Source organism: Marinobacter shunpengi, assembly GCF_045449695.1.
Taxonomy (GTDB): domain Bacteria; phylum Pseudomonadota; class Gammaproteobacteria; order Pseudomonadales; family Oleiphilaceae; genus Marinobacter.
Window position 1 is genome coordinate 555,169 of the sequence record NZ_JBJJKZ010000013.1, and the last position, 22,655, is coordinate 577,823.

Consider the following 22,655-nt stretch of genomic DNA (forward strand, 5'->3'; position numbering starts at 1 on the left):
GACGGATCAGAACAGCACGCGGCAGCGGATGGTGCCCTTGACCTTGCGCAGTTTCTCCAGCGCCAGCTCGCCATAGGCCTTGTCCACGTCGATCACCACGTAGCCGATCTCCTCCTTGGTCTGCAGGTACTGGCCGCAGACGTTGATGCCGTTCTCGGAGAAGACCTGGTTGATCTCCGACATCACCCCCGGCACATTCTCGTGGATATGCAGCAGGCGGTGCTGGTTGGGGTGGGACGGCAGTGCCACCTCCGGGAAGTTGACGGAGGACACGGAGGTGCCGTTGTCGCTGTACATGGCCAGCTTCTCGGCCACTTCCTTGCCGATGTTCTCCTGGGCTTCCATGGTGGAGCCACCGACGTGCGGGGTCAGGATCACATTGTCGAACTCCCGCAGCGGAGACACGAATTCCTCGTCGTTGGACTTGGGCTCCACCGGGAACACGTCGATGGCGGCACCCAGCAGCTTGCCACTGCTGATGGCCTCGGCCAGGGCGTCGATATCCACCACGGTGCCACGGGAGGCATTCATCAGGATGCTGCCCGGTTTCATCTGGGCGAACTGTTCGGCGCCGAACATGTAGTGGGTCGCCTGGGTTGCCGGCACATGGAGGCTGACCACGTCCGCCAGGTTCAGCAGTTCCTTCAGGGAGCCTACCTGCCTGGCGTTGCCGATGGGCAGCTTGGAAACCACGTCATAGAAATAGACTTCCATACCCAGGGATTCCGCCAGTACCGAGAACTGGGTACCGATGTTGCCGTAACCGATGATGCCCAGCTTCTTGCCACGAATCTCGTAGCTGTCCTTGGCGGACTTCAGCCAGCCGCCGCGATGGGCGCGGGCGTTCTTCTCGGGAATGCCGCGCAGCAGCAGGATGGCCTGGGCCAGCACCAGTTCCGCCACGCTGCGGGTATTGGAGAAGGGGGCGTTGAACACGGCGACACCGCGGCGGGTGGCCGCCTGCAGGTCCACCTGGTTGGTACCGATGCAGAAACAGCCTACCGCAACCAGCTTTTTCGCGGCTTCGAACACCTTCTCGGTGAGCTGGGTACGGGAGCGGATGCCGATGAAATGGGCGTCGGCAATCTTCTCGATCAGCTCATCCTCCGCCAGGGAGTGTGTGAGGTATTCGATGTTGGTGTAACCGGCTGCGTGCAGGGTATCCAGCGCAGACTGGTGAACCCCTTCCAGCAGCAGGATGCGGATCTTGCTCTTTTCAAGAGACGTTTCTGACATGGGTAAGCTTCCAGACCTTCTATTGCGTGGTGTGAAGCGCCGGGGTGTCCGGGCTCCCTGGACCAGAAAACACCTGCAAGCCCGGGGCCTTCCGCGACCGGTTCTGGCGCGGGCTCACAGAACAGGGGCGGTATGATACCATAACGGCAAATTTTCACAGCCGGCCCGTTAACCTGAATCAACCCGTGTCGGGGGCGGGCCCCACTATCCGAGAGATCCCGCGACCCATGAACCCGGAACAGATCATCGCGTCCCTGAAAACCCTGGTGGATGATGGCAAGGTCCTGACGGAACCGGCCGACCTGGACGCCTACGGCAAGGACTGGACCAGGCAGTATGCACCCCGCCCGCTGGCGATTGTGCTGCCCAAGACCACCGAACAGGTACAGGCGGTGGTGCGGTTTGCCAACGACAACCAGGTGGCGCTGGTGCCCTCCGGCGGGCGCACCGGGCTCAGTGCCGGTGCGGTGGCCGCCAACGGCGAAGTCGTGGTGGCGTTTGACAACATGAACCGGATCCTGGACTTCAGCCCCAGTGACCGCACGGTCCGTTGCCAGGCCGGGGTGGTGACCGAACAGTTGCAGACCTTCGCCGACGACAACGGCCTGTTCTATCCCGTGGATTTCGCGTCGGCGGGCTCCAGCCAGCTTGGCGGCAACCTGTCCACCAACGCAGGTGGCATCAAGGTCATCCGCTACGGCATGAGCCGTGACTGGGTGGCCGGCCTCAAGGTGGTTACCGGCAAGGGTGATATCCTTGAGCTGAACCTGGACCTGGAGAAGAACAACACCGGCTACGACCTGCGCCACCTGTTTATCGGTGCCGAGGGCACCCTGGGCTTTATCACCGAGGCCACCATGAAACTGACCCGGCAGCCCACCAACCTGACGGTGATGGTGCTGGGCCTGGCGGACCTCACCAACACCATGGATGTGCTGCAGACGTTCCTGAAGACGGTGGACCTGACCGCCTACGAGTTCTTCTCCTACCAGGCCATGGGGCATGTGCTGGCCCACGGCCAGGTGCAGGCGCCGTTCGAAACGGAAGCGCCTTACTATGCCCTGCTGGAATTCGAGGCGGTCTCCGACCAGGTCATGGACGATGCCATGGCACTGTTCGAACAGTGTGTCGAGAATGGCTGGGTGCTGGATGGTGTGATCAGTCAGAGTGAGACCCAGGCCAGCAACCTGTGGCAACTGCGTGAGCGGATTTCCGAGTCTATCGCCCCGCGTACCCCCTACAAGAACGATATTTCCGTGGTGGTCTCCAAGGTGCCGGAATTCCTCACCGAAATCGACCAGGTGGTAACCGAGCACTACCCGGACTTCGAGATCATCTGGTTCGGCCATATCGGTGACGGCAACCTGCACCTGAACATCCTCAAGCCCGAAGACATGGCGAAGGAGGAGTTCTTCGACAAGTGCCAGCAGGTGAACAAATGGGTGTTCGATATCGTGCAGCGGCACCGGGGCAGTGTCTCCGCCGAACACGGGGTGGGCCTGGTCAAGAAGGACTACCTGCAATATACCCGTTCGCCCACGGAGATCGCCTACCTCCGGGGCATCAAGCAGGTTTTCGATCCCAACGGCATTATGAATCCCGGCAAGATCTTCGACCCGCAGTAGGGCTGCGAATGAACCAGACCGGACACCAGACACCACCCGAGTGGCAGGAGGTGCCATGAAAGACCACGTGGTCGTACTGACAGGGGCCGGCATCAGTGCCGAAAGTGGCCTGTCCACCTTCCGTGACAGCGGCGGTCTCTGGGAAAAGCATAGCATCGAGGAGGTGGCCACCCCGGAGGCCTTTGCCCGCAACCCGGAACGGGTACTGGATTTCTACAATCAGCGTCGCAGGCAGTTGGGCAGCGTTGAACCCAATGCCGCCCATCGCGCCCTTGCGGAGCTGGAGCAGACGCACCAGGTCACCGTGATCACCCAGAATGTGGATGACCTGCACGAACGGGCCGGCTCCAGCAATGTGGTGCACCTGCACGGCGAACTGACCAAGGTGCGTAGTTCGAAAGTGCCGGAACTGATCTACCACCTTGGCTACGATGAGATTCGCCTGGGCGACACCTGCGAGCAGGGCAGCCAGCTTCGTCCCCATGTGGTCTGGTTCGGTGAGGCGGTGCCGATGATCGAGGCGGCCGCCGAAATCGTTCCCATGGCGGATCACCTGCTGATCGTGGGCACGTCCCTGCAGGTCTATCCGGCGGCCGGGCTGGTGGAGCTGGCCGGCTTCGATGTGCCGGTGACGGTGATCGATCCCGGCGAGGTGCCGGCCATGACCCGGGCCCGGGTGCTCCGGGAACCTGCCAGCGTTGGAGTCCCCCGGTGGGTAAGGGCGCTGACTGGGGGTTGAGACTGTCGCCTGACAAGGATGTTTGATCGTCCTTCCGTCCGGCTTTCATGGCCGTGACATTAAACATTGTTAGTCCCCGGACAGAGCCGGTTGTACTTGGCTAGACTGGCCTACATCCACTAGTAAGGGTAGTGGCTCGGGGAGGCTGAAATGAAGATGACCATGCATGTATCCGGAGAAACCCTGGACCACAAGCTGGCCGCCAGGTGTGGCACTGCTACGGAGGCGGAGAAGATTGCCGATGACCTGTGCACGGCGACCAGCCTGAGTCGGGGGCAGGTTCGAATTATCCACCCTGGCGATGACCATAAGGGGTCGAAGCTGGAGCCCGAGGATCAGGGCATCATGCACACGGCCATCCGGTCCCACATATGGCTGGGGTTGGCGGGCGTTGCCGGGGGGCTGTTGCTGTTCTCGGTACTGGCGGCCGCGGGCCTGCCCTTCGTGGCCCAGAACCTGATCTGGGCCGGTGCCCTGTTTGCGGTATTCGGCGGTGTGGCAGGCCTGCTGCTCGGCGGGGTCTACACCCTGCGTCCAGACCATACGGTGTATGTCTCCCGTTCGGCGTCAGCGCTGGACAAGGGCCACTACATGGTTACCATACATGCCCGCGACCGGGACCAGGTCGGTGAGGCACAGCGTTATCTGAAAGCCCGTCATATTCATACGGTGCGGAGTTTTTAGCGCACCGTTTGCGGCGCTAGTCCCGCAAGTAGCTGTCCAGGTTGCCCCGGAAGGCTGCCTGCACACCAAGCTGCTTCAGTATCCAGTAGTGCCCCGCCACCATGCGGTCGATGAACATGCTGTCCACGGCTGGCTGGAAACGGTCCAGGTAGCGGAATACGGTGTGGGTTCGGGCCGCAATCTGCCGGTGCAGATCTGACCGGCCGAAATCGTAGGGTTCGTCGCCATCGAAGGGCTCGATCAGCATGTTGCGCCACATGGCGTAGTAATCCGGATTGATGGCCGGTTTTTCCGCCACCCTTGCCCCCAGGTCAATCAGGTGCCGGTCCAGGGCCTCGTAATCCTCGTCCAGTGCCGCTATCAGTGCCTGTCGGTAGTAGGCCACCACCGACGGGCGCAGTGACTTGACACAGCCGAAATCATAGAGGATCAGCGTACCGTCCGGCCGGAAGGCAAAGTTGCCGGCATGGGGGTCGCCATGGATGCACTGGAAGTCGAACAGCTCATCGGCCATGGTAATGAACAGGTGTTCGCCCAGACGGTTGATGGTCGCCTGACTGTACCGGTCCGGTGTGATCTGTTGCAGGTGATCGCCCTCGGCCAGCTCCAGGGTCAGGATATGCCGGGTGGAGTGGCTGTCGATGACCCGGGGGATCAGCACCCAGGGGTGGCGCTGGTGATAGTCCCGGAACCGGCGGATATTGGTGGCCTCGTTCTCGTAGTCCAGTTCTTCCTTCAGGCGTACCCGGATCTCCTCGAACAGCCGGTCGGCGCTTTCCTTGGGCATCCGCAGCAGTCCACCCAGCCGTAGCGCCATGCGAAGCTGTTTCAGGTCCGAATCGCAGGATTCATCGACCCCCGGATACTGGACCTTCACGATGACCTCGGTGCCGTCCTTCAGCCGGGCCCGGTGGACCTGGCCGATGGACGCGGCGGCGTAGGGTTTTTCCTGGAGCTCGTCAAACAGTTCGTCCACCGAAGCACCCAACTCCGCTTCCACCTGCTGGCGGATCACCTCGAAGGGCATGGGCGGAGCTTCCTTCTGCAGTCGCTGCAGGGCCTGGGAGAACTCCTTGGGCAGGAAATCCTGGGTCTGGGAGGCAACCTGGCCCACCTTCATCACCGCACCCTTGAGTTCCCCCAGGGTGTCGACGATTTCGTCCGCCATGCGGGCATACTGGAGGGAGCGTTCCTCATCCGATTCACGGCCCAGGAAACGGCGGGCCCGGTGGCCGGCGAACTGACCGGCCACGGAGGCGGTCATGCCGGCGAGTTTCAGGAAGCGTCCGCTGCGGGAGGTTACGGGTTTCTTGGCCATATTTGTGTTAAGGGACACCAGGGTGAGCGGCACCAGAAGAATGTTGGTTGCCTACTCTACGCTGGTTTCCACGTGAAGCCTACCGTCCAGCTCCAGCTCCAGGCGCTGTCCGGGGGACAATTCACCCACGCCCGCGGGGGTGCCGGTGAGAACCACATCCCCGGGCAGGAGAGTGAAGGTTTCGGAGGCGTAGGCAATAAGGGTGAGTACCGGGGTAATCATGTCGCTGGTGTCGCCCCGCTGTCGGATGTTGCCATCGATGGCCAGGGAAAACGACAGGTTGCCGAAGTTATCCCCCTGGTGCAGCGGTATGAAGGACGACAACGGGCAGGCGCCATCGAAAGCCTTGGCGCGTTCCCATGGATGGCCCTTGGCCTTGAGTTCCGACTGCAGCTCCCGCAGGGTCAGGTCCAGGGCCAGGCCGATGCCCACGCTGGCTTCCCGGACCTCGCTCTCGCTGGCGTGTCGCAGGGGGGCGCCGATCAGCACGGCCAGTTCCGCCTCGTAGTGCACCTCGCCCTGGTCCGTGGGCAGGCGTATGGGGTCGGTCAGCGGTACCACGGCTGTGGCTGGCTTCATGAACAGCAGCGGCTGCTCGGGAATCGGGTTGTTGAGCTCGGCCGCGTGCTGGGCGTAGTTGCGGCCCACGCAGACCACCTTGCCAAGGGGCCAGTCAATGGGACGGCCATCCTGCCACTGGTGCCGATAGTTCATGGTTACCCCCCGATTATCCCTTCAACGCTGGTTTACCGTTACAGGCACACTAGTTGCCTTCGAACTCGCACACAGTATAGACGTTCAATCCTTCGTCGCGCAGCTTGCGGGAGCCGCCCAGGTCCGGCAGATCGATCATGGCGGACACCTCCACGATTTCCGCGCCGATCTGACGGATCAGGCGGCTGGCGGCCAGCATGGTGCCGCCGGTGGCGATGAGATCATCCACCAGCACCACCTTGTCCCCCGGTCTGAAGGCATCCTTGTGCAACTCCACGGAGGCGGTGCCGTACTCCAGTTCATAGTCTTCCACCAGGGTGTCGAAGGGGAGCTTGCCCTTCTTGCGCACCAGTACCAGGCCGGCGTTCAGTTCGTAGGCCAGGGGCGAGCCGATGATGAAACCCCGGGCATCGATGGCGGCAACAACGTCGATCTGCTGGTCGTGGTAGCGGTGGACAAAGGCGTCCACCAGCTTGCGGAAGGAAGTGCGGTCCTGCAGTACGGTGGTGATGTCACGGAAAGCCACGCCGGGTTTGGGCCAGTCCGGGACCGTACGAATGGCTTTCTTGATGCTGTCGGCAAAGTAGTCCATGGCGTTGGTTCTCCGGTGCCGGTCAGGCGTCGAGGAAAATGAACTTGAGTACGAACACGATGGCAATGATCGCCACGCTGGGGTTCAGGTCTGACCAGCGACCGCTCAGGGCCTTGAGGGCGGCATAGGTGATAAAGCCGGCGGCGATGCCATCGGCAATGGAGAAGGTCAGCGGCATGATCAGTGCGGTGGCGACGGCGGGCGCGGCGTCGGTCACGTCCTCCCAGTCGATCAGCTTGAGGCCGCTGGTCATCAGCACCGCCACGTAGAGCAGGGCGGGGGCGGTGGCGTAGGCCGGGATCACGCTGGCAATGGGGGCGAACAGCAGGCAGGCCAGGAACAGCGCGGCCACCACCACGGCGGTCAGGCCGGTACGGCCGCCGGCGGTGATACCGGCGGTGGACTCCACATAGCTGGTGGTGGTGGAGGTGCCCAGGGCAGCCCCGGACATGGTGGCCACGGAGTCGGACATCAGCGCCCGGCCCAGTCGCGGCAGCTTGCCGTCCTTGTCCAGCAGGCCGCCACGCTGGGCGGCGCCGATCAGGGTGCCGGAGGTATCAAACAGGTCCACGAACAGGAACGCGAAGATCACCGAGATCATGCCCACGTTCAGGGCGCCGGCAATGTCCAGCTCCAGGAAGGTGGGTGCCAGGCTGGGCGGGGCGGAGACCAGCCCTTCGTATTCCACCAGTCCCATGGCCATGGCGATGCCGGTGATGGCCAGGATGCCGATCATCACCGCGCCGGTAACGCGGCGATAGGCCATGGCACAGATGGCGGCGAAACCGGCAAAGAACAGCAGGGCCTCCGGTGTCTTGATGTCGCCCATGGTCACCAGGGTGGCGGGGTTGTCCACCACGATGCCGGCGTTCTTGAGGGCGATGAAGGCCAGGAAGAAGCCGATACCGGCGGAGATGCCGAAGCGCAGGGACAGGGGGATGCTGTTGATGATCCATTCCCGCACCTTGAAAATGCTCAGCAGGAAGAAGATCAGGCCCGACATGAACACTGCGCCCAGGGCCACTTGCCAGCTATAGCCCATGTTGCCCACCACGGTGAACGAGAAGAAGGCGTTCAGGCCCATGCCCGGGGCCAGGGCGATGGGGTAGTTGGCCCACAGGCCCATGATCAGGGTGCCGATGACGGCGGCAATGCACGTGGCCACGAACACGGCCCCGAAATCCATACCGGTGGCAGAGAGGATGGACGGGTTGACCACCACGATGTAGGCCATGGTCAGGAAGGTGGTAATGCCGGCGATGACCTCACGTTTGACAGTGGTGCCATGGGCCTGCAACTGGAAGAGCTTTTCGAGCATGGGGGGGAAGCCTCGATGCGTTCGGATTGTGGGCAAACGTTAAAGGGGCGTAATGATACCTCAGGCGACGGAGCCAGACCATGACAGTGCCAAGCCTGTCAGTGGTGGCTGTCCCGTTGCAACCGGATATCAAATCGCACGGCGGCCATCCTGACGATGACGATAAAAAGCAGGCCGATGGTCAGGGCCAGGGTTTCGCTCTCCAGCAGCCACTGGCAGGCAAAGTAGAGCCAGCAGCCGGCAAAGGAGATGGACGCGTAGATCTGGTCCTTGCGAAAGATAAAGGGCACCTCATTGCAGAGGGTATCCCGCAGGGCACCCCCGAAGGTGCCGGTCATCACCCCCAGAAGCGAGGCGATAAACCAGGAATGCCCCAGGTCCAGGGCCAGTTGTGCGCCCAGGATGGAGAAGATCCCCAGCCCGATGGCATCCGGAAACACGATACGGGATTCCCGGATACGGCGCCCCAGTCCGGCATAGCTGAACACCACCGCCATGGCCAGGATCAGGATAGGCTGCTCCTGGTGCTTGATCCAGTACAGGGGGTGATTGTCCATCATCAGGTCACGCAACGTACCGCCGCCCAGGGCGGTGACAAAACCGATGGTGAACACCCCCACCGGGTCCATGTTTTTCTGCTGGGCGACGATCATGCCGGAAATCGCAAAGGCGACCACGCCGATCATTTCCAGCACATAGATGATGTCAGGCATAGGGCAGGTCAGGCAGGCTGTGAACGGTGCGCGAAGGATAGCCGATTTCCGGGCCGGTATCATCCGAAGGTGAAGGCTGATCAATAACAGTGATGCCAATCCATAAGCTATCCTTATTTGATTCATGACTTGCGTCGGGTTAGCTTGAACCGTTATCCCGGGTGTCCCCGTCCCGGCGTCCCGCCGAGGGAAGCTGGCCACGGGGACCCATCAACAACATCAATACCCTGATACAGGATCGGAGCAACAGAATGCGTGCAATTCTCTGCAAGGAGTACGGCCCGGCGGAAAAGCTGGTGATCGAGGATATCGAATGCCCGGAGCCCACCGGCGGCCAGGTCAAGGTTCGCGTCAAGGCCGCGGGGCTGAACTTCCCGGATACCCTGATCATTGAAGGCAAGTACCAGATCAAGCCCGAGATGCCGTTCTCCCCCGGTGGCGAAATGGCTGGCGAGGTGGTATCCGTGGGCGACAAGGTCAGCCGCTTCAAGCCCGGTGACCGGGTGATCGGCATGACCGGTTACGGCGCCTTTGCCGAGGAAATGCTGGTGGACGAGAACCGCCTGCTGCCCCTGGCCGAGGGCATGAGCAACGAGGAAGGCGCGGCGTTCACCATGGTGTACGGCACCTCCTACCACGCCCTCAAGCAGCGGGCCGACATCCAGCCGGGCGAGACCCTGCTGGTACTGGGCGCCAGTGGCGGCGTGGGCCTGGCGGCGGTGGAACTGGGCAAGGCCATGGGCGCCCATGTGATCGCGGCGGCCAGCACCGATGCCAAGCTGCAGGTGGCGAAGGAAGCCGGTGCCGACGAACTGCTCAACTACAGCAACACCGACAAGCCCCTGAAGGACGTGATCAAGGAAATGACCGGCGGCAAGGGCGTCGACGTGATCTACGATCCCGTGGGCGGCGACTTCACCGAGCAGTCGCTGCGGGCCATGGCCTGGAACGGCCGCCACCTGATCATCGGCTTCGCCGCCGGCGACATCCCCAAGATTCCCGCCAACCTGACCCTGCTCAAGAGCTGTTCCGTGGTCGGTGTGTTCTGGGGTGCCTTCACCCAGAAAGAGCCGCAGAACCACGTGCAGAACATGAAAGAGCTGTTCCAGATGCACGCGGAAGGCAAGATCAAGCCCAAGGTCAGCGAAGTATTCGCCTTCGAGGACTATGTGAAGGCCCTCGACGCCCTCACCGGACGGACCGCCACCGGCAAGGTGGTGCTGAAGGTCGGCGACTGAGTCCCGGTTATTGCGGATAAAAACCTGTCCTTCCTGAGTACGGAGCGCCACTTTGGCGCTCCGTTTCTCGTTTTTTACGATCCCTACCTGCTACCCTTCCGTAATAAGCAGTAACTTTTCATCGGTTCGCCGGTCACAGGACGCAGGTGCATCGGGTGTATAGGCCGTCACCGGTTAATGCCGGTGCTGAACGATAGAGATATCAGGCTATATGGATACCAGATTGTCTTTCGGTCGGAAAAGCACACTTTCCTTCATCACGTTGGCACTGAGTGGTCTGCTTGCAAGCTGCGGCGGCGGTGGTGGAGGCTCCGGAGACGACGACCTTGGTCGCGGCTCAACGGGGATCCAGGGCGTGATTGATATCGCCGCCGGCAGCCGGGTGGACCGGGATTATGCCGACCTGTGGCGGGTAAACGACGGTAACTGGCCAGCCGGCAGTGACGGTATTGTCACGTTGCCGGTGCCCGCCACCGTGGGCGGCTACCTGAGCCATGCCAGTGGATCCGATAGCTCGGGACGCCTTTACCCGGAAGACAATACCGACACCTACGTGGCTCCGATGGTGAACGGTGACCGCTACGTACTCCAATGCTTTTCGTCCCTTGGCCTGGACGAGGACGGACTGGATGTGACCCTGGCGCTGGACGGCACTGACGACAATTCAGATGCCTGCGGCTCCGGAGGCATCTATGACGGCGGAAGCGGAAATGTCCAGGTCACGGTGTCCACCAACAGTGACAGTGGCCCCCTGCGCTATGTGCTGACCATTGTTCCCCAGGGCTCCCTGAGTACCTTCGATGTGCGCTGGCCGGAGCCAGACCTGCGAGTGGATGAGGCCATTGTGACCGGCCCCGTGGCCTTCGCCAGCACCCTGTCTTCCTCCGGCCTCCGGGCCAGTTCCGTGATGGAAGTGGGACGCTCCATCGGGCCGGATACCTGGCATGTGCGCCGGGACGAGGGCGTCAATGCCCTGTCGGCCCGGTCCACCGGCGCCAGCGATCCCCGGGCGGAGACCATCGAGTGGATCCGGGGCATGCGGGAGGATTTCGGGCTGGAGGTGGACCCGAACTATCTGCTTAACACTGCGACGGTTCCTGGAAACGATCCTTATTACAACACTACCAATGATGATACCGGTCTGGATGACAACTGGAATCTCAAGCAGATTAAGGTGGACACGGCGTGGACTCAGATTGGAACCTGGGGCCAAGACGTGGGCGTTGCCATTATGGATACCGGCTTGTACAGCACCGATATGGACAATTATGGCAGTTGGCACGAGGACTTGGCCGCCAATGTCGTGGTTGAGGGTGGCTTGCTGGATTTCGTCAGCGCTGACTATGACGTGGATGACGATACTGGTCGTGACGGTAACCCCGCCACGCCGCCGACACCCGGGGCGGAGAGCACCAGCTACCACGGCACTCATGTAGCCGGAATAGTCGCTGCTGAGGACAACTCACTGGGTACCGTCGGGATTGCCCATCAAGCTACCATCCTGCCCTACCGGGTACTGGGGGTGGATCCGGTGACCGGCGATGACGGCACAGGGGCCGTATCCGACCTGATTGATGCGATCAACAATGCGGTGGATCGAAACGGTAATGCCGAGGGTGGTGACGATGTGGATGTGATCAACCTCAGCCTCGGGGGGCTGCCGCCGCTGCTCCCGGTGCAGACAGCCACCGACCGGGCGTACGATGATGGCATCCTGGTGGTGGCCGCTGGCGGTAATAGTGGCGATGCGTCCGCTGTCTACCCGGCTGCCAACCGACGTGTGGTGGGTGTTGGTGCCACCAACCGTAGCGGGGAACTGGCGAGTTACTCCAACTACGGACAGTCCGTTGACCTGCTGGCCCCTGGCGGGGCACTGGATGACGGTATCCTGAACGCCTATGGGGAAGTCGACGGTGAGATCTACGGCTACCTGGCTGGCACGTCCATGGCTGTGCCGCACCTGAGTGGGGTGTATGCCCTGGTGAAGGGCGTCAACCCTGGCCTGACCCCGGACCAGTTCCGGGCCCAGATGATTGCCAGGAACCTGACGACAATGATGTATACCTATAACAGTGAGGCTGTTAACTACAGCTATGCTTCTCATGGTGCAGGGCTGCTGGATGCTGATGCGGCGCTCCAGGACCCGACAGCTTTCCCCACGGTAGTCAGCGCCTGGCCCCGGGTTCTGGAGATCAGTTCATCCGGTAACGAGTCGACCGTGTTGCTGGAGATCCTGAAGGATGACGCCGAGAACGTCCCGGTCGTCAGCGGTGAGCCCATGATACCCGACTCCTTTGAGATGACGGATGGTGACGGTCAAGCTATTGGCAATAATGATCCGATTCCGGAGTCGTTGCGCATTCGCGTTGATCCGGACGCCTTGCCCCCCAGCCGGGAGGTTTCCGGAAATATCGAGATAGAACACACCGCCGAAAACGGCAGCACTCGTACATTGATCGTTCCGGTCTACGTCCAGTCCACGGACGAGCAGGAAGATCGCAGTGCCGGGCGTCACTATGTCCTGCTGCTGGATGCCGACGATTTCAACTCGTCCCGATCCATGCAGGTGGTTGCCCGGGAAGACAACGGCGAGTATGAGTACTCTATGGACGGTGTGACACCGGGTGACTACATCCTGGTGGCCGGTACCGACCTGGACAGCAACGGCTTTATCTGCGAAAACGGCGAAGCCTGCGCCGAGTACCCCAGTGCCGGTTCCCGTGAGGTGATCTCCATCAGTGAGGGTGAGACGCTGCGGCTGGATATGACCACCAGCTTCCGGCGGCCGACCATCGCCGAGATGGGGCTGCCGCGTTACGGGTTCGAGGGGTACCCCGTGCCCGATCGGTCCACGGGCGATACGTCCGTGGACCGGCAGTTGAAGTAGTACGGTAACCTGAGGAGAGTCCCATGGGGTTCTGGAAACACCGATGTTCCGTTGTCGCCGGCGTCCTCCTGTTGTCGGTGTTGTCCGCCTGTGCCATGAACCGTGACACCACCTCCGACGGTGCGCCCCTGGCCCGGCAGATCACCGCCTCCGGCCAGTGTGGCTTCACCGCTCCTGGGCTGGTCTACATGGATTCCCGGGAGCGCCTGGACGCCCTGTCTGAGGCCCGTGGGGTGAATCTGGTGGCGGTGGAGAACCATGACTTCGAGCGGGAGCACCTGCTGCTGGTGGCCGCAGGCCGCAAGCCCAGTGGTGGCTATGGCGTCGCCCTGGAGGAGTCCCGTATCCGCGAAGGCGTGCTGGCGATCACCGTGCAGGTGCGCAGCCCGGCCCCCGACCAGGCGGTGACCATGGCCCTGACCAGCCCCTGCGCCCTGCTGGCGGTCACCGCCGAGGGCTGGAGCCGGGCGACGGTGTCCGGCCCCGGGTTCGACGAACTGTCGTTCCAGCGGTGACCTGCCGCGCATTCAGCGCCGTCGGGACATTGATCTTTGCACCAGATTCCCTAAGCTATGGGGCCACAACCCATCCCCGCAGATCCGGAGCTGTACCCTCCCTATGAGCCAGAAAACCTACAACGCCGACTCCATTGAAGTCCTCAGCGGTCTGGACCCGGTGCGTAAGCGTCCGGGTATGTACACCGACACCAGTCGGCCCAACCATCTGGCCCAGGAAGTCATCGACAACAGCGTGGATGAGGCGCTGGCCGGCCACGCCCGGCGTATGGACGTCATCCTGCATGCCGACGGTTCCCTGTCGGTGGAGGACGACGGTCGTGGTATGCCGGTGGACATGCACAAGGAGGAAGGTCTGTCCGGGGTGGAGTTGATCCTCAGCCGGCTGCATGCCGGGGGCAAGTTCTCCCAGGGCAACTACAGTTTCTCCGGTGGCCTGCACGGGGTGGGGGTATCGGTGGTGAACGCCCTGTCCACCCACCTGGAAGTGACCATCAAACGGGACGGCAACCTCTACCGCATGACCTTCGCCGATGGTGAGAAGGCCAGTGATCTGGCCGTGGTGGACACCGTGGGCAAGCGCAATACCGGTACCCGCCTGCATTTCATGCCGGACCCGAAGTACTTTGATTCCCCCAAGTTCTCCGTCAGCCGCCTGCGCCACAACCTGCGGGCCAAGGCGGTACTGTGTCCGGGGCTGAACGTGACCTTCCTGCAGGAAGCCTCCGGCGAGAAGGACGAGTGGTTCTACGAGGACGGCCTGCGGGACTACCTGCGCAGTGAGCTGGCGGACCTGGAAGCCGTGCCCCTGGAGCCCTTCACCGGTCGCTTTGCCGGCAACAGCGAGGAAGTGGACTGGGCGGTACAGTGGCTGCCGGAAGGTGGTGAGTCGGTCACCGAAAGCTACGTGAACCTGATCCCCACCGTCCAGGGGGGCACCCACGTCAACGGGTTCCGCACCGGGCTGCTGGAGGCCATGCGGGAGTTCTGCGAGTTCCGCAACCTGCTGCCCCGGGGTGTGAAGCTGACGCCGGAGGATATCTGGGAGCGCTGCGCCTACGTGCTCTCGTTCAAGATGCAGGACCCCCAGTTCTCCGGTCAGACCAAGGAGCGCCTGTCGTCCCGCGAGGCGGCGGCGTTTATCTCCGGGGTGGTCAAGGACGCGTTCAGCCTTTGGCTGAACCAGCATACCAGCGTGGCGGAAGCCCTGGCGGATGTGTTTATCAGCAACGCCCAGCGCCGCCTGCGGGCGAGCCGCAAGGTGGCCCGCAAGAAGGTAACCTCCGGCCCGGCCCTGCCGGGCAAGCTGGCGGACTGTTCCGGTGCCGACGCCAGTCGCTCCGAACTGTTCCTGGTGGAAGGGGACTCGGCGGGCGGTTCCGCCAAGCAGGCCCGTGACCGGGAGTTCCAGGCGGTGATGCCGCTGCGGGGCAAGATCCTCAATACCTGGGAAGTGGATTCGTCCGAAATTCTGGCATCCCAGGAAGTGCATGACATCGCAGTGGCCATCGGCGTGGACCCTGGTTCCGACAGGCTGGACGGCCTGCGCTACAACAAGGTCTGTATCCTGGCGGATGCGGACTCCGATGGCCTGCATATCGCGACCCTGCTGTGTGCGCTGTTTGTCCAGCACTTCCGCCCCGTGGTGCAGGCGGGGCACGTGTTCGTGGCCATGCCTCCGCTGTACCGGGTGGATCTGGGCAAGGAGACCTTCTACGCCCTCGACGAACACGAGAAACAGGGCATCATCGACCGGATCGCCGCCGAGAAGCGCAAGGGCAAGATTCAGGTCACCCGCTTCAAGGGGCTGGGTGAGATGAACCCGCTGCAGCTCCGGGAGACCACCATGGCTCCGGACACCCGTCGCCTGGTGATGCTGACCCTGGAGGACGGGGACGACACTATCGAACGGATGGACATGCTACTGGGCAAGAAGCGGGCGGGGGACCGCCGGAACTGGCTGGAGACCTACGGCAATATGGCCGACGTCGCCGTCTGACTGGAACGGAACACGGGCCCTAGGCGCTGGCCAGTGGCCCCTGTTCCGCCAGGATATCGCAACAGAGCACCCGCAATTCACCCCGGAATCGGAAACCCAGTGACAGGGTCACGCACATGTAGACCCCGGTAATGGAGAGGTAGGGACTGGTCACCTGCATACGATTGGGCTGGGCCAGGGCCTGCTTGAGGTAATGCTGCCGGTACCAGTCGGCGCTGCTGGTGTTCTCCAGCGGCCTGTACCGGGGGTCGAGCTGGATGGCGCCGGTGGCGGATACCTGGGTGTCGTCGATCTGCACCCCCCGCTGGTCGATCAGGTAACACCGGGACACCGTGTGGTGGGCCATGATCTCGGCGCAGGCTTCCCTCAGGTGGTTGTCGTCCTGCAGTCGCTGGATCGCCCGCTGGAAGTGACTGGTGAAGAACTCCGCCAGTTGCTGGGTGGGGTCCAGCCGGATGCGGTTGCGGTTCTTGTAGTCCGACAGCAGGGTCTCGAAGTCCGGCGCGTCCCGCTGGATGCAGCCGAGTTCCACCCTGGGGTGGCAGAAATAATACCCCTGCACAAAGTCCACACCGGCATCAATGGCGATCATGGCCTGGTCATGGGTTTCCACCCCTTCCAGCAATACCAGGCAGCTCGACTGGTGCAGCAGGGTGACAATGCCGTTGAGGATCTGGCGGGCCTTGGGGTCTTTGCCGGCCCGCAGGGTGAGGGTCCGGTCCAGCTTGACGATGTCCGGGGACAGGTTCCAGATCCGTTCGAAATTGGAATGGCCGGCACCGAAGTCGTCGATGGCGGTCAGGCATCCCAGGTCCTTGTAGTAGTTCACGGTTTCCCGCAGGCGTTCGGAGTCGTCCGTGGGCTGCTCGACAATTTCCACCACGATGCGGTGGGGCGGTAGCCCGGTCTGGCGTAGCAGCTCACCGAAGAAGGAATCGCAGCGGTAGCCGGAGGCCACCACCTGGGGGGACACGTTCAGGAACAGCCAGTTCACCTCGTCCTGGAAGCCGGCGTAGTTGCGTATATGCAGCAGCCGGCACAGGCGGTCCAGCAGTACGTTCTCCTGTTCCGAGTCCGGCAGTGCAAAAAGCTGGTAAGGGGGTACACTGGCATTATCGGGATCGAATGCGCGAATCAGGGCTTCGTAGCCAATAATGCGTTTGTGGGAAATTGAAAAGATGGGTTGAAGCGCGGTCTTCAGGGTCAGGCCGTGGAACAGGCCCGTCCACTGATCATCCTGCCGGTGGAGCAGGGGATCAAGTAGTTCCAGGTCGGCGCCCGTAAGGTGGTCTGACAGATAGGTCATGGATCCGCAATTCTGACTGCTGACAAGAACCCGGAAGACTGCCTCGCAAACCATTAAGTTGCGGTCATAAACGGGTGTATGAACCGGAGCATGCCAGAACTTTTTAGGCGGTGCCAGTCGCTTATGTCAAACTTTGTTACCTGGTGACCTGAGTGATGTCATTAAACGGTGATCTGGTATCTCCGGCTACATATGGTGTGAGGCAGGTAATATCTTGGTCCTGACTCAGTTATTACTGGGTACGACAACGGATTCGTCGAATTCGAGTTCCATGGTTCTGCTCCCTGGGGTTACGGCGGTCAGCCTGAAAAGTTATAGAGCAATTATATGGATCTGATGGTTTTCCTGAATCCGTAATACCCGTATTCGACCAATGGCTCAGGGTAGGTCCGGGAGCGATAGGTCATCATCAGAAAAACTGAACAGGGTGAGCAGAATATTGCGGTTGGCCTGATACCCATAACGGCTTACTCTCACGGCACAGACGTTGGTGACAGTCAGGGAGCGCGGTGCACATGCAGTTGAGGAATTCCAGGGGGCGCTATGGCGCGGTGAGTGCCGGCCTGCACTGGCTGGTGGCATTGGCGGTGTTTGGCCTGTTCGGGCTTGGCTACTACATGGTCGACCTGAGCTACTATGATCAGTGGTACCGGCTGGTGCCCCATATCCACCGGAGCATCGGCATACTGCTGTTGATAGCGGTGGTGCTGCGGCTGCTCTGGCGAGTCGTTGAGCTGGCGCCGTCACCACTGTCCACCCATTCCCGTTTCGAGGTACGGTCAGCCCATGCTGCTCACTGGCTGCTGTATCTGCTGATGCTGACCGCCATGGTCAGCGGGTACCTGATTTCCACGGCAGACGGCTCGGCCATCCAGGTGTTCGACTGGTTCGAGGTGCCGTCGGTGACCGGGCGGATCCGGGGCATGGAGGACGTTGCCGGAGACGTGCATTACTGGGTGACCTGGGCCCTGGTGGTCCTGGCTGCCCTCCACGGCCTGGCGGCCATCAAGCACCACCTCATTGACCGTGACGATACGCTTCGCCGCATGCTTCCCGTGCGGCTGAAACACCGGTGATTCCCACCCATCCGAAGATGTGATCATCAAGCAAGGAGACAGACCACATGAAGAAGACGATCATTGCCTCAGCGGTATCCCTGGCCATGGCTGGCGCGGTTCAGGCAGACCAGCACGGCGGCACCTATGCGTTCGATACCGAGGGCTCGCACCAGTTCATCACCTTCGAGATCTCCCATTTGGGCTACAGCACGCTTTTCGGGCGTTTCAACGACTTCGATGGCCAGTTTGTGTTCGATGAGGAAAATCCAGAGAACAGCAGTGTTGAAGTCACCATTGATACCTCCAGTGTCGATACCAACCACGCCGAGCGCGACAAGCACCTGCGCAGCGAAGACTTCCTGTACGTGGATGAGTATCCCGAGGCAATCTTCAAGAGCACCCGTGTTGAGCTGGATGACGATGGCGACGAAGCCGATGTGGTTGGTGAGCTGACCCTGCGCGGTGTCACCCGTGAAGTGACCCTTGATGTCGAGATGCAGGGGCACGGTGAGGACCCCTGGGGCGGCTACCGCATGGGCTTTGATGCGGAAACCGAGATCAGGTTGGCGGACTTTGGCATTCCCACCAATCTGGGCAAGGCCTCGGAGACTGTGAAGCTGGAAATTTCCGTGGAAGGTATTCGCCAGTAACCAGCGGCGGAAGGAAGAACGAAAGCGGGCCCCTATTTGTTGGCGGCCCCGTTTTCGTTACAACGACAGAGTCTGAGCTGGCGAAAGAACTGGGCCACGAAAATTACCAGTGCTACCAGCAGGCCAGCTATCAGGAACGGCCTTGTCATCGCCAGGCTGCCACTGAGCGAGAACTCCACCAGGAGCATCAGCGCCAGGGCGAGTGCACCGTTGATCAGTGCGGTGAAAACCGCCTGACGGCACGCCTTGAGAGTCAGTTTCATAATGTTCGCTCTGATTGGAAACCCGGAAATCCTTGAGGACTGTCTTTGGTTCCTTGAACGGGAAGCAGAATACGGTGCGCGGGTTTGTGGAAACATGCGGGAATTCCGCTATTGGAAAAATCCTCCGGGGATTTCTTCCGCGGCATTGGTCTATTGCGCCCTCCCTCCATATAATGTCCCAGCCTTACAGCAGTCTTGAATTCCCCCGGGCAGGGGATTCGTGTGAATACATTCCTGGAGCAAGGGGCATCCATGCCAGAGTTTGAAACGACCGACGAGGGCTTTGAGCGGGTTTCATTGCGGGACTACACCGAGAAGGCCTACCTGGATTATTCCATGTACGTCATTCTCGACCGGGCCCTGCCCAATGTGGGAGACGGGCTAAAGCCGGTCCAGCGGCGTATTATCTACGCCATGTCCGAGCTGGGGCTGAAGTCCACCAGCAAGTACAAGAAGTCCGCCCGCACCGTTGGCGACGTGCTCGGCAAGTTCCATCCCCATGGTGACAGTGCCTGTTACGAGGCCATGGTGCTCATGGCCCAGCCCTTCTCTTACCGCTACCCGCTGGTGGACGGCCAGGGTAACTGGGGGTCACCGGATGATCCCAAGTCTTTCGCCGCCATGCGGTATACCGAGTCGCGGTTGTCGAAATTCTCTGAGGTCCTGCTCAGCGAGCTGGGGCAGGGCACCGTTGACTGGGTGCCGAACTTCGACGGCACCATGGACGAGCCTTCCACCCTGCCGGCGCGACTGCCCCACGTGCTGCTCAATGGTACTACCGGTATCGCCGTGGGCATGGCGACGGACATTCCGCCCCACAACGTGCGTGAGGTCACCGCCGCCTGCATCCGGCTGCTGGACAAACCGGATACCGACGTTGACGAACTCTGCGAACACATCAAGGGACCGGATTTTCCCACCGGCGCCGAGGTCATCACGCCCCGCCGGGACCTGCGGCAGATGTACCACACCGGTCGCGGCAGCCTGCGCATGCGGGCCCGCTGGATTCGTGAGAACGGCGAGGTGGTAATCACCGACCTGCCGCACCAGGTGTCCGGCAACCGGGTACTGGAGCAGATTGCCCATCAGATGCAGACCCGCAAGCTGCCCATGGTGGCGGACCTGCGGGACGAGTCGGACCACGAGAACCCCACTCGCCTGGTGATCGTGCCCCGTTCCTCCCGGGTGGATGTGGATGGCCTGATGGCCCACCTGTTCGCCAGTACCGACCTGGAGAAGACCTACCGGGTCAACCTCAATGTCATCGGCAACGATGGTCGCCCGGCGGTGAAGAACCTGCATACCATGCTCACCGAGTGGCTGGCTTACCGCCGGACCACCGTTACCCGTCGGCTCCAGTACCGCCTGGACAAGGTACTGGCGCGCCTGCATATCCTCGAAGGCCTGTTGATTGCTTATCTCAACATTGACGAGGTGATCAACATCATCCGTTACGAGGACGAGCCCAAGGCGGAGCTGATCAAGCGGTTCGGACTGTCCGCCGAGCAGGCGGAAGCCATCCTTGAGCTGAAACTGCGCCACCTGGCCAAGCTGGAGGAAATGAAGATCCGCGGCGAGCAGGACGAGCTGTCCGCCGAACGGGACGAGCTCCAGTCCATCCTGGGGTCGGAGGACCGGCTGCGGGAGCTGATCAAGCAGGAACTGCAGGCGGACGCCGAAACTTACGGCGACGACCGGTGTTCCCCCATTGTGGAACGGGAGGAGGCCCGGGCCTTCTCCGAGGCCGATCTGGTCTCCAACGACCCGGTCACCGTGGTGCTGTCCGAGAAAGGCTGGGTACGGGCCGCGAAGGGGCACGACATCGACCCTGCCGGGCTAAACTACAAGGCCGGTGACAAATTCGCCCTGGCCTCGAAAGGCCGCAACAACCAGAATGCGGTGTTCCTGGATTCCACCGGTCGGGCCTATTCCCTGATGGCCCACAGCCTGCCGTCGGCCCGGGGGCAGGGGGAGCCGCTCACCGGCCGCATCAACCCGCCCTCCGGAGCCACCTTCGCGGGCCTGATGGTGACCAACCCGGACGAGAAATACCTGCTGGCCACCGATGCCGGCTATGGTTTTGTGGGCACCGCGTCCGACCTGATCAGCAAGAACCGTAACGGTAAATCCGTGGTGACGATTCCCAAGGGGGCCAGGCTGCTGCCGCCGGTCACCATTCCCCGCCGGGAGCAGACCCTGTACCTGGCGGCGGTCTCCAACGAGGGTCGCATGCTGGTGTTCCCGCTGGAACAGTTGCCGGAACTGGCCCGGGGCAAGGGCAACAAGATCATCAGCATTCCCTCGGCCCGGGTGCAGAACCGGGAGGAGTTCGTGGTGGCCCTGTCGGTCTTCGGCGAGGCGGATCAGCTTGAGATTCGCGCCGGCAAGCGCAAGCTTGGGCTACGCTTTGGGGACCTGGAACACTACCTGGGCGAACGTGGCCGCCGTGGTCACAAGCTGCCCCGGGGGCTGCAACGGGTCGACGGTATCGAGGTGATTGCCGCCGCGGGTACGGAAGAACCAGCCGCCGGAGACAACGACAGTGAGTGAACTGGTCCTGATTAACGTGTCCGGTCGGGACAAGCCCGGCCTGACCTCCGAAATCACCGGTATTATGGGCCGTTACGATGTCCGTATCCTCGATATCGGGCAGGCGGTGATCCACGACTACCTGACCTGGGGCATCCTGGCTGAAATTCCGGACGAGTCCCAGGCGTCGCCGGTGATTCGGGAGTTGCTGTTCCGCCTGCATGCCCTGGACCTGCAGGTGCGGTTCGCGCCCATCACCGAGGCCGAATACCAGCAGTGGGCGGAGGGCCGCAACCGGGCCTGCTATATGGTCACCCTGCTGTCCCGGGACATCACCGCGGAGCAGATTGCCCGGGTGTCCGAGATCACCGCCCGTCACGGCCTGAACATCGATAATATCACCCGACTGTCGGCCCGGCCGTCCCTGAGCCGTACGGACAACCGCATTGCCTGTGTCGAGTTCTCGGTGCGGGGTACGCCGGCAAACCTGGAGGCCCTGCGTACGGACTTCCTCAGGATCGCTGGTGACATGAACGTGGATATCGCCTTCCAGGAGGATTCCATCTTCCGTCGCAACCGACGACTGGTGGTGTTCGACATGGATTCCACCCTGATTGAGGCGGAAGTCATCGACGAACTGGCCCTGGAGGCCGGTGTCGGTGAGCAGGTGGCCGAGATTACCGAAAGGGCCATGCGCGGCGAGCTGGATTTCAGCGAGAGCTTCGCCGAGCGGCTGGCCCTGCTGAAGGGTCTGGACGAAGGGGTACTGGAGCGGATTGCCGGTCGCCTCTCCCTGACGGAGGGGGCGGAGTACCTGATCCGGACACTGCGTTCACTGGGGTATCGGACCGCGATCCTTTCGGGGGGCTTTAACTACTTTGCGCGCCATCTGCAGGAAAAGCTGGGTATTGACTACATCTATGCCAACGAGCTGGAAATTGTCGATGGCAAGGTGACCGGGCGCGTGGTCGGGCCCATCGTGGATGGCGACCGTAAGGCGCAGCTGCTGCTTGAGATTGCCGAGCGGGAGAAGATCTCCCGGGAGCAGGTGATTGCCGTGGGGGACGGTGCCAATGACCTGCCCATGCTCAGCCAGGCCGGCCTGGGCGTTGCCTTCCGGGCCAAGCCCCTGGTGAAGGAGTCCGCCCGGCACGCTATTTCCACCCTGGGCCTGGATGCCATCCTGTACCTGCTGGGGTACCGGGAGTCCGAGGCCCGCCTGGCCTCTCCGGACTGAGGCTTGGAGCCCCTGCCCGCAGAGACGGGCAGGG

General features: G+C 62.0%; 19 protein-coding genes. 11 read left to right on the top strand and 8 right to left on the bottom strand.

Going from position 1 to position 22,655, the window contains the following annotated elements; genetic code table 11:
* Positions 1 to 6 precede the first annotated feature (6 nt).
* A complete protein-coding gene (gene serA, locus ACJO2E_RS11835; protein WP_406964077.1) occupies positions 7 to 1,236 on the bottom strand; it encodes a phosphoglycerate dehydrogenase in 1,230 nt (409 codons plus the stop codon).
* A 227-nt stretch (positions 1,237 to 1,463) separates the two neighbouring features.
* On the opposite strand from serA, the gene ACJO2E_RS11840 reads away from it, so the two are divergent.
* The 3 genes from ACJO2E_RS11840 to ACJO2E_RS11850 all read left to right on the top strand — a co-directional run bounded on the left by ACJO2E_RS11840 (position 1,464) and on the right by ACJO2E_RS11850 (position 4,284).
* Positions 1,464 to 2,861, top strand: a complete 1,398-nt coding sequence (locus tag ACJO2E_RS11840) for a D-2-hydroxyglutarate dehydrogenase (protein ID WP_406964078.1) — start codon at positions 1,464 to 1,466, stop codon at positions 2,859 to 2,861.
* A gap of 55 nt (positions 2,862 to 2,916) precedes the next feature.
* Entirely contained in the window at positions 2,917 to 3,600 is a 684-nt protein-coding gene (locus tag ACJO2E_RS11845; protein WP_406964079.1) for an SIR2 family NAD-dependent protein deacylase, read from the top strand.
* A gap of 150 nt (positions 3,601 to 3,750) precedes the next feature.
* A complete protein-coding gene (locus tag ACJO2E_RS11850; protein WP_406964080.1) occupies positions 3,751 to 4,284 on the top strand; it encodes a hypothetical protein in 534 nt (177 codons plus the stop codon).
* A gap of 16 nt (positions 4,285 to 4,300) precedes the next feature.
* Here the strand turns inward: ACJO2E_RS11850 and ACJO2E_RS11855 are convergent, their stop codons facing one another.
* The 5 genes from ACJO2E_RS11855 to ACJO2E_RS11875 form a co-directional block, all read right to left on the bottom strand.
* Positions 4,301 to 5,602, bottom strand: coding sequence for an ABC1 kinase family protein (locus ACJO2E_RS11855; protein ID WP_406964081.1), 1,302 nt, complete (start codon positions 5,600 to 5,602; stop codon positions 4,301 to 4,303).
* 51 nt (positions 5,603 to 5,653) lie between these two features.
* Positions 5,654 to 6,316 carry a fumarylacetoacetate hydrolase family protein gene (locus tag ACJO2E_RS11860; RefSeq protein WP_406964082.1) on the bottom strand — a complete coding sequence of 221 codons (663 nt, stop codon included), beginning with the start codon at positions 6,314 to 6,316 and terminating at the stop codon, positions 5,654 to 5,656.
* 49 nt (positions 6,317 to 6,365) lie between these two features.
* A complete protein-coding gene (locus tag ACJO2E_RS11865) occupies positions 6,366 to 6,908 on the bottom strand; it encodes an adenine phosphoribosyltransferase (RefSeq protein WP_406964083.1) in 543 nt (180 codons plus the stop codon).
* 22 nt (positions 6,909 to 6,930) lie between these two features.
* Positions 6,931 to 8,226, bottom strand: coding sequence for an NCS2 family permease (locus ACJO2E_RS11870; RefSeq protein ID WP_406964084.1), 1,296 nt, complete (start codon positions 8,224 to 8,226; stop codon positions 6,931 to 6,933).
* A 98-nt stretch (positions 8,227 to 8,324) separates the two neighbouring features.
* A complete protein-coding gene (locus tag ACJO2E_RS11875; protein ID WP_406964085.1) occupies positions 8,325 to 8,939 on the bottom strand; it encodes a trimeric intracellular cation channel family protein in 615 nt (204 codons plus the stop codon).
* Between the two features lie 251 nt (positions 8,940 to 9,190).
* Between ACJO2E_RS11875 and ACJO2E_RS11880 the strand changes: the two genes are divergently transcribed.
* From ACJO2E_RS11880 to parE, 4 genes are all read left to right on the top strand, one after another.
* Positions 9,191 to 10,177: an NADPH:quinone oxidoreductase family protein gene (locus tag ACJO2E_RS11880; protein ID WP_406964086.1), complete on the top strand. Its 987-nt coding sequence runs from the start codon at positions 9,191 to 9,193 to the stop codon at positions 10,175 to 10,177.
* A 355-nt stretch (positions 10,178 to 10,532) separates the two neighbouring features.
* Entirely contained in the window at positions 10,533 to 13,064 is a 2,532-nt protein-coding gene (locus tag ACJO2E_RS11885) for a S8 family serine peptidase (protein ID WP_406964087.1), read from the top strand.
* Between the two features lie 23 nt (positions 13,065 to 13,087).
* The gene (locus ACJO2E_RS11890) at positions 13,088 to 13,579 is read left to right on the top strand and encodes a protease complex subunit PrcB family protein (RefSeq protein ID WP_406964088.1); all 492 of its coding nucleotides are present in this window, start codon (positions 13,088 to 13,090) and stop codon (positions 13,577 to 13,579) included.
* Between the two features lie 103 nt (positions 13,580 to 13,682).
* The gene (gene parE / locus ACJO2E_RS11895; RefSeq protein ID WP_406964089.1) at positions 13,683 to 15,578 is read left to right on the top strand and encodes a DNA topoisomerase IV subunit B; all 1,896 of its coding nucleotides are present in this window, start codon (positions 13,683 to 13,685) and stop codon (positions 15,576 to 15,578) included.
* 19 nt (positions 15,579 to 15,597) lie between these two features.
* On the opposite strand, the gene ACJO2E_RS11900 is transcribed toward parE, so the two are convergent.
* Complete coding sequence (locus tag ACJO2E_RS11900; RefSeq protein ID WP_406964090.1) at positions 15,598 to 16,884, bottom strand: EAL domain-containing protein; 1,287 nt, start codon at positions 16,882 to 16,884, stop codon at positions 15,598 to 15,600.
* A gap of 515 nt (positions 16,885 to 17,399) precedes the next feature.
* Between ACJO2E_RS11900 and ACJO2E_RS11905 the strand changes: the two genes are divergently transcribed.
* Positions 17,400 to 17,960 carry a cytochrome b gene (locus tag ACJO2E_RS11905; protein WP_406964091.1) on the top strand — a complete coding sequence of 187 codons (561 nt, stop codon included), beginning with the start codon at positions 17,400 to 17,402 and terminating at the stop codon, positions 17,958 to 17,960.
* A 47-nt stretch (positions 17,961 to 18,007) separates the two neighbouring features.
* Positions 18,008 to 18,592, top strand: coding sequence for a YceI family protein (locus tag ACJO2E_RS11910; RefSeq protein ID WP_406964092.1), 585 nt, complete (start codon positions 18,008 to 18,010; stop codon positions 18,590 to 18,592).
* Positions 18,593 to 18,624: 32 nt separating this feature from the next.
* Here ACJO2E_RS11910 and ACJO2E_RS11915 read toward each other — a convergent pair whose 3' ends face one another.
* Positions 18,625 to 18,855 carry a hypothetical protein gene (locus ACJO2E_RS11915; RefSeq protein WP_406964093.1) on the bottom strand — a complete coding sequence of 77 codons (231 nt, stop codon included), beginning with the start codon at positions 18,853 to 18,855 and terminating at the stop codon, positions 18,625 to 18,627.
* Between the two features lie 252 nt (positions 18,856 to 19,107).
* Here ACJO2E_RS11915 and parC point away from each other — a divergent pair, with 252 nt between their 5' ends.
* Both parC and serB read left to right on the top strand, forming a co-directional pair.
* Positions 19,108 to 21,405: a DNA topoisomerase IV subunit A gene (parC, locus tag ACJO2E_RS11920; RefSeq protein WP_406964094.1), complete on the top strand. Its 2,298-nt coding sequence runs from the start codon at positions 19,108 to 19,110 to the stop codon at positions 21,403 to 21,405.
* The gene (serB, locus tag ACJO2E_RS11925) at positions 21,398 to 22,621 is read left to right on the top strand and encodes a phosphoserine phosphatase SerB (RefSeq protein ID WP_406964095.1); all 1,224 of its coding nucleotides are present in this window, start codon (positions 21,398 to 21,400) and stop codon (positions 22,619 to 22,621) included. Before parC ends, serB begins: the two co-directional genes overlap by 8 nt.
* Positions 22,622 to 22,655 lie beyond the last annotated feature (34 nt).

What these genes read in the sequence shown, in the direction of transcription:
- serA (WP_406964077.1), bottom strand. Translation starts at nt 1,236, where the DNA reads ATGTCAGAAACGTCTCTTGAAAAGAGCAAGATCCGCATCCTGCTGCTG.
- ACJO2E_RS11850 (WP_406964080.1), top strand. Translation starts at nt 3,751, where the DNA reads ATGAAGATGACCATGCATGTATCCGGAGAAACCCTGGACCACAAGCTG.
- ACJO2E_RS11910 (WP_406964092.1), top strand. Translation starts at nt 18,008, where the DNA reads ATGAAGAAGACGATCATTGCCTCAGCGGTATCCCTGGCCATGGCTGGC.
- ACJO2E_RS11845 (WP_406964079.1), top strand. Translation starts at nt 2,917, where the DNA reads ATGAAAGACCACGTGGTCGTACTGACAGGGGCCGGCATCAGTGCCGAA.
- ACJO2E_RS11915 (WP_406964093.1), bottom strand. Translation starts at nt 18,855, where the DNA reads ATGAAACTGACTCTCAAGGCGTGCCGTCAGGCGGTTTTCACCGCACTG.
- parE (WP_406964089.1), top strand. Translation starts at nt 13,683, where the DNA reads ATGAGCCAGAAAACCTACAACGCCGACTCCATTGAAGTCCTCAGCGGT.
- ACJO2E_RS11875 (WP_406964085.1), bottom strand. Translation starts at nt 8,939, where the DNA reads ATGCCTGACATCATCTATGTGCTGGAAATGATCGGCGTGGTCGCCTTT.
- ACJO2E_RS11855 (WP_406964081.1), bottom strand. Translation starts at nt 5,602, where the DNA reads ATGGCCAAGAAACCCGTAACCTCCCGCAGCGGACGCTTCCTGAAACTC.
- ACJO2E_RS11865 (WP_406964083.1), bottom strand. Translation starts at nt 6,908, where the DNA reads ATGGACTACTTTGCCGACAGCATCAAGAAAGCCATTCGTACGGTCCCG.
- ACJO2E_RS11860 (WP_406964082.1), bottom strand. Translation starts at nt 6,316, where the DNA reads ATGAACTATCGGCACCAGTGGCAGGATGGCCGTCCCATTGACTGGCCC.
- ACJO2E_RS11840 (WP_406964078.1), top strand. Translation starts at nt 1,464, where the DNA reads ATGAACCCGGAACAGATCATCGCGTCCCTGAAAACCCTGGTGGATGAT.
- ACJO2E_RS11905 (WP_406964091.1), top strand. Translation starts at nt 17,400, where the DNA reads ATGCAGTTGAGGAATTCCAGGGGGCGCTATGGCGCGGTGAGTGCCGGC.
- ACJO2E_RS11880 (WP_406964086.1), top strand. Translation starts at nt 9,191, where the DNA reads ATGCGTGCAATTCTCTGCAAGGAGTACGGCCCGGCGGAAAAGCTGGTG.
- ACJO2E_RS11900 (WP_406964090.1), bottom strand. Translation starts at nt 16,884, where the DNA reads ATGACCTATCTGTCAGACCACCTTACGGGCGCCGACCTGGAACTACTT.
- ACJO2E_RS11870 (WP_406964084.1), bottom strand. Translation starts at nt 8,226, where the DNA reads ATGCTCGAAAAGCTCTTCCAGTTGCAGGCCCATGGCACCACTGTCAAA.
- parC (WP_406964094.1), top strand. Translation starts at nt 19,108, where the DNA reads ATGCCAGAGTTTGAAACGACCGACGAGGGCTTTGAGCGGGTTTCATTG.
- ACJO2E_RS11890 (WP_406964088.1), top strand. Translation starts at nt 13,088, where the DNA reads ATGGGGTTCTGGAAACACCGATGTTCCGTTGTCGCCGGCGTCCTCCTG.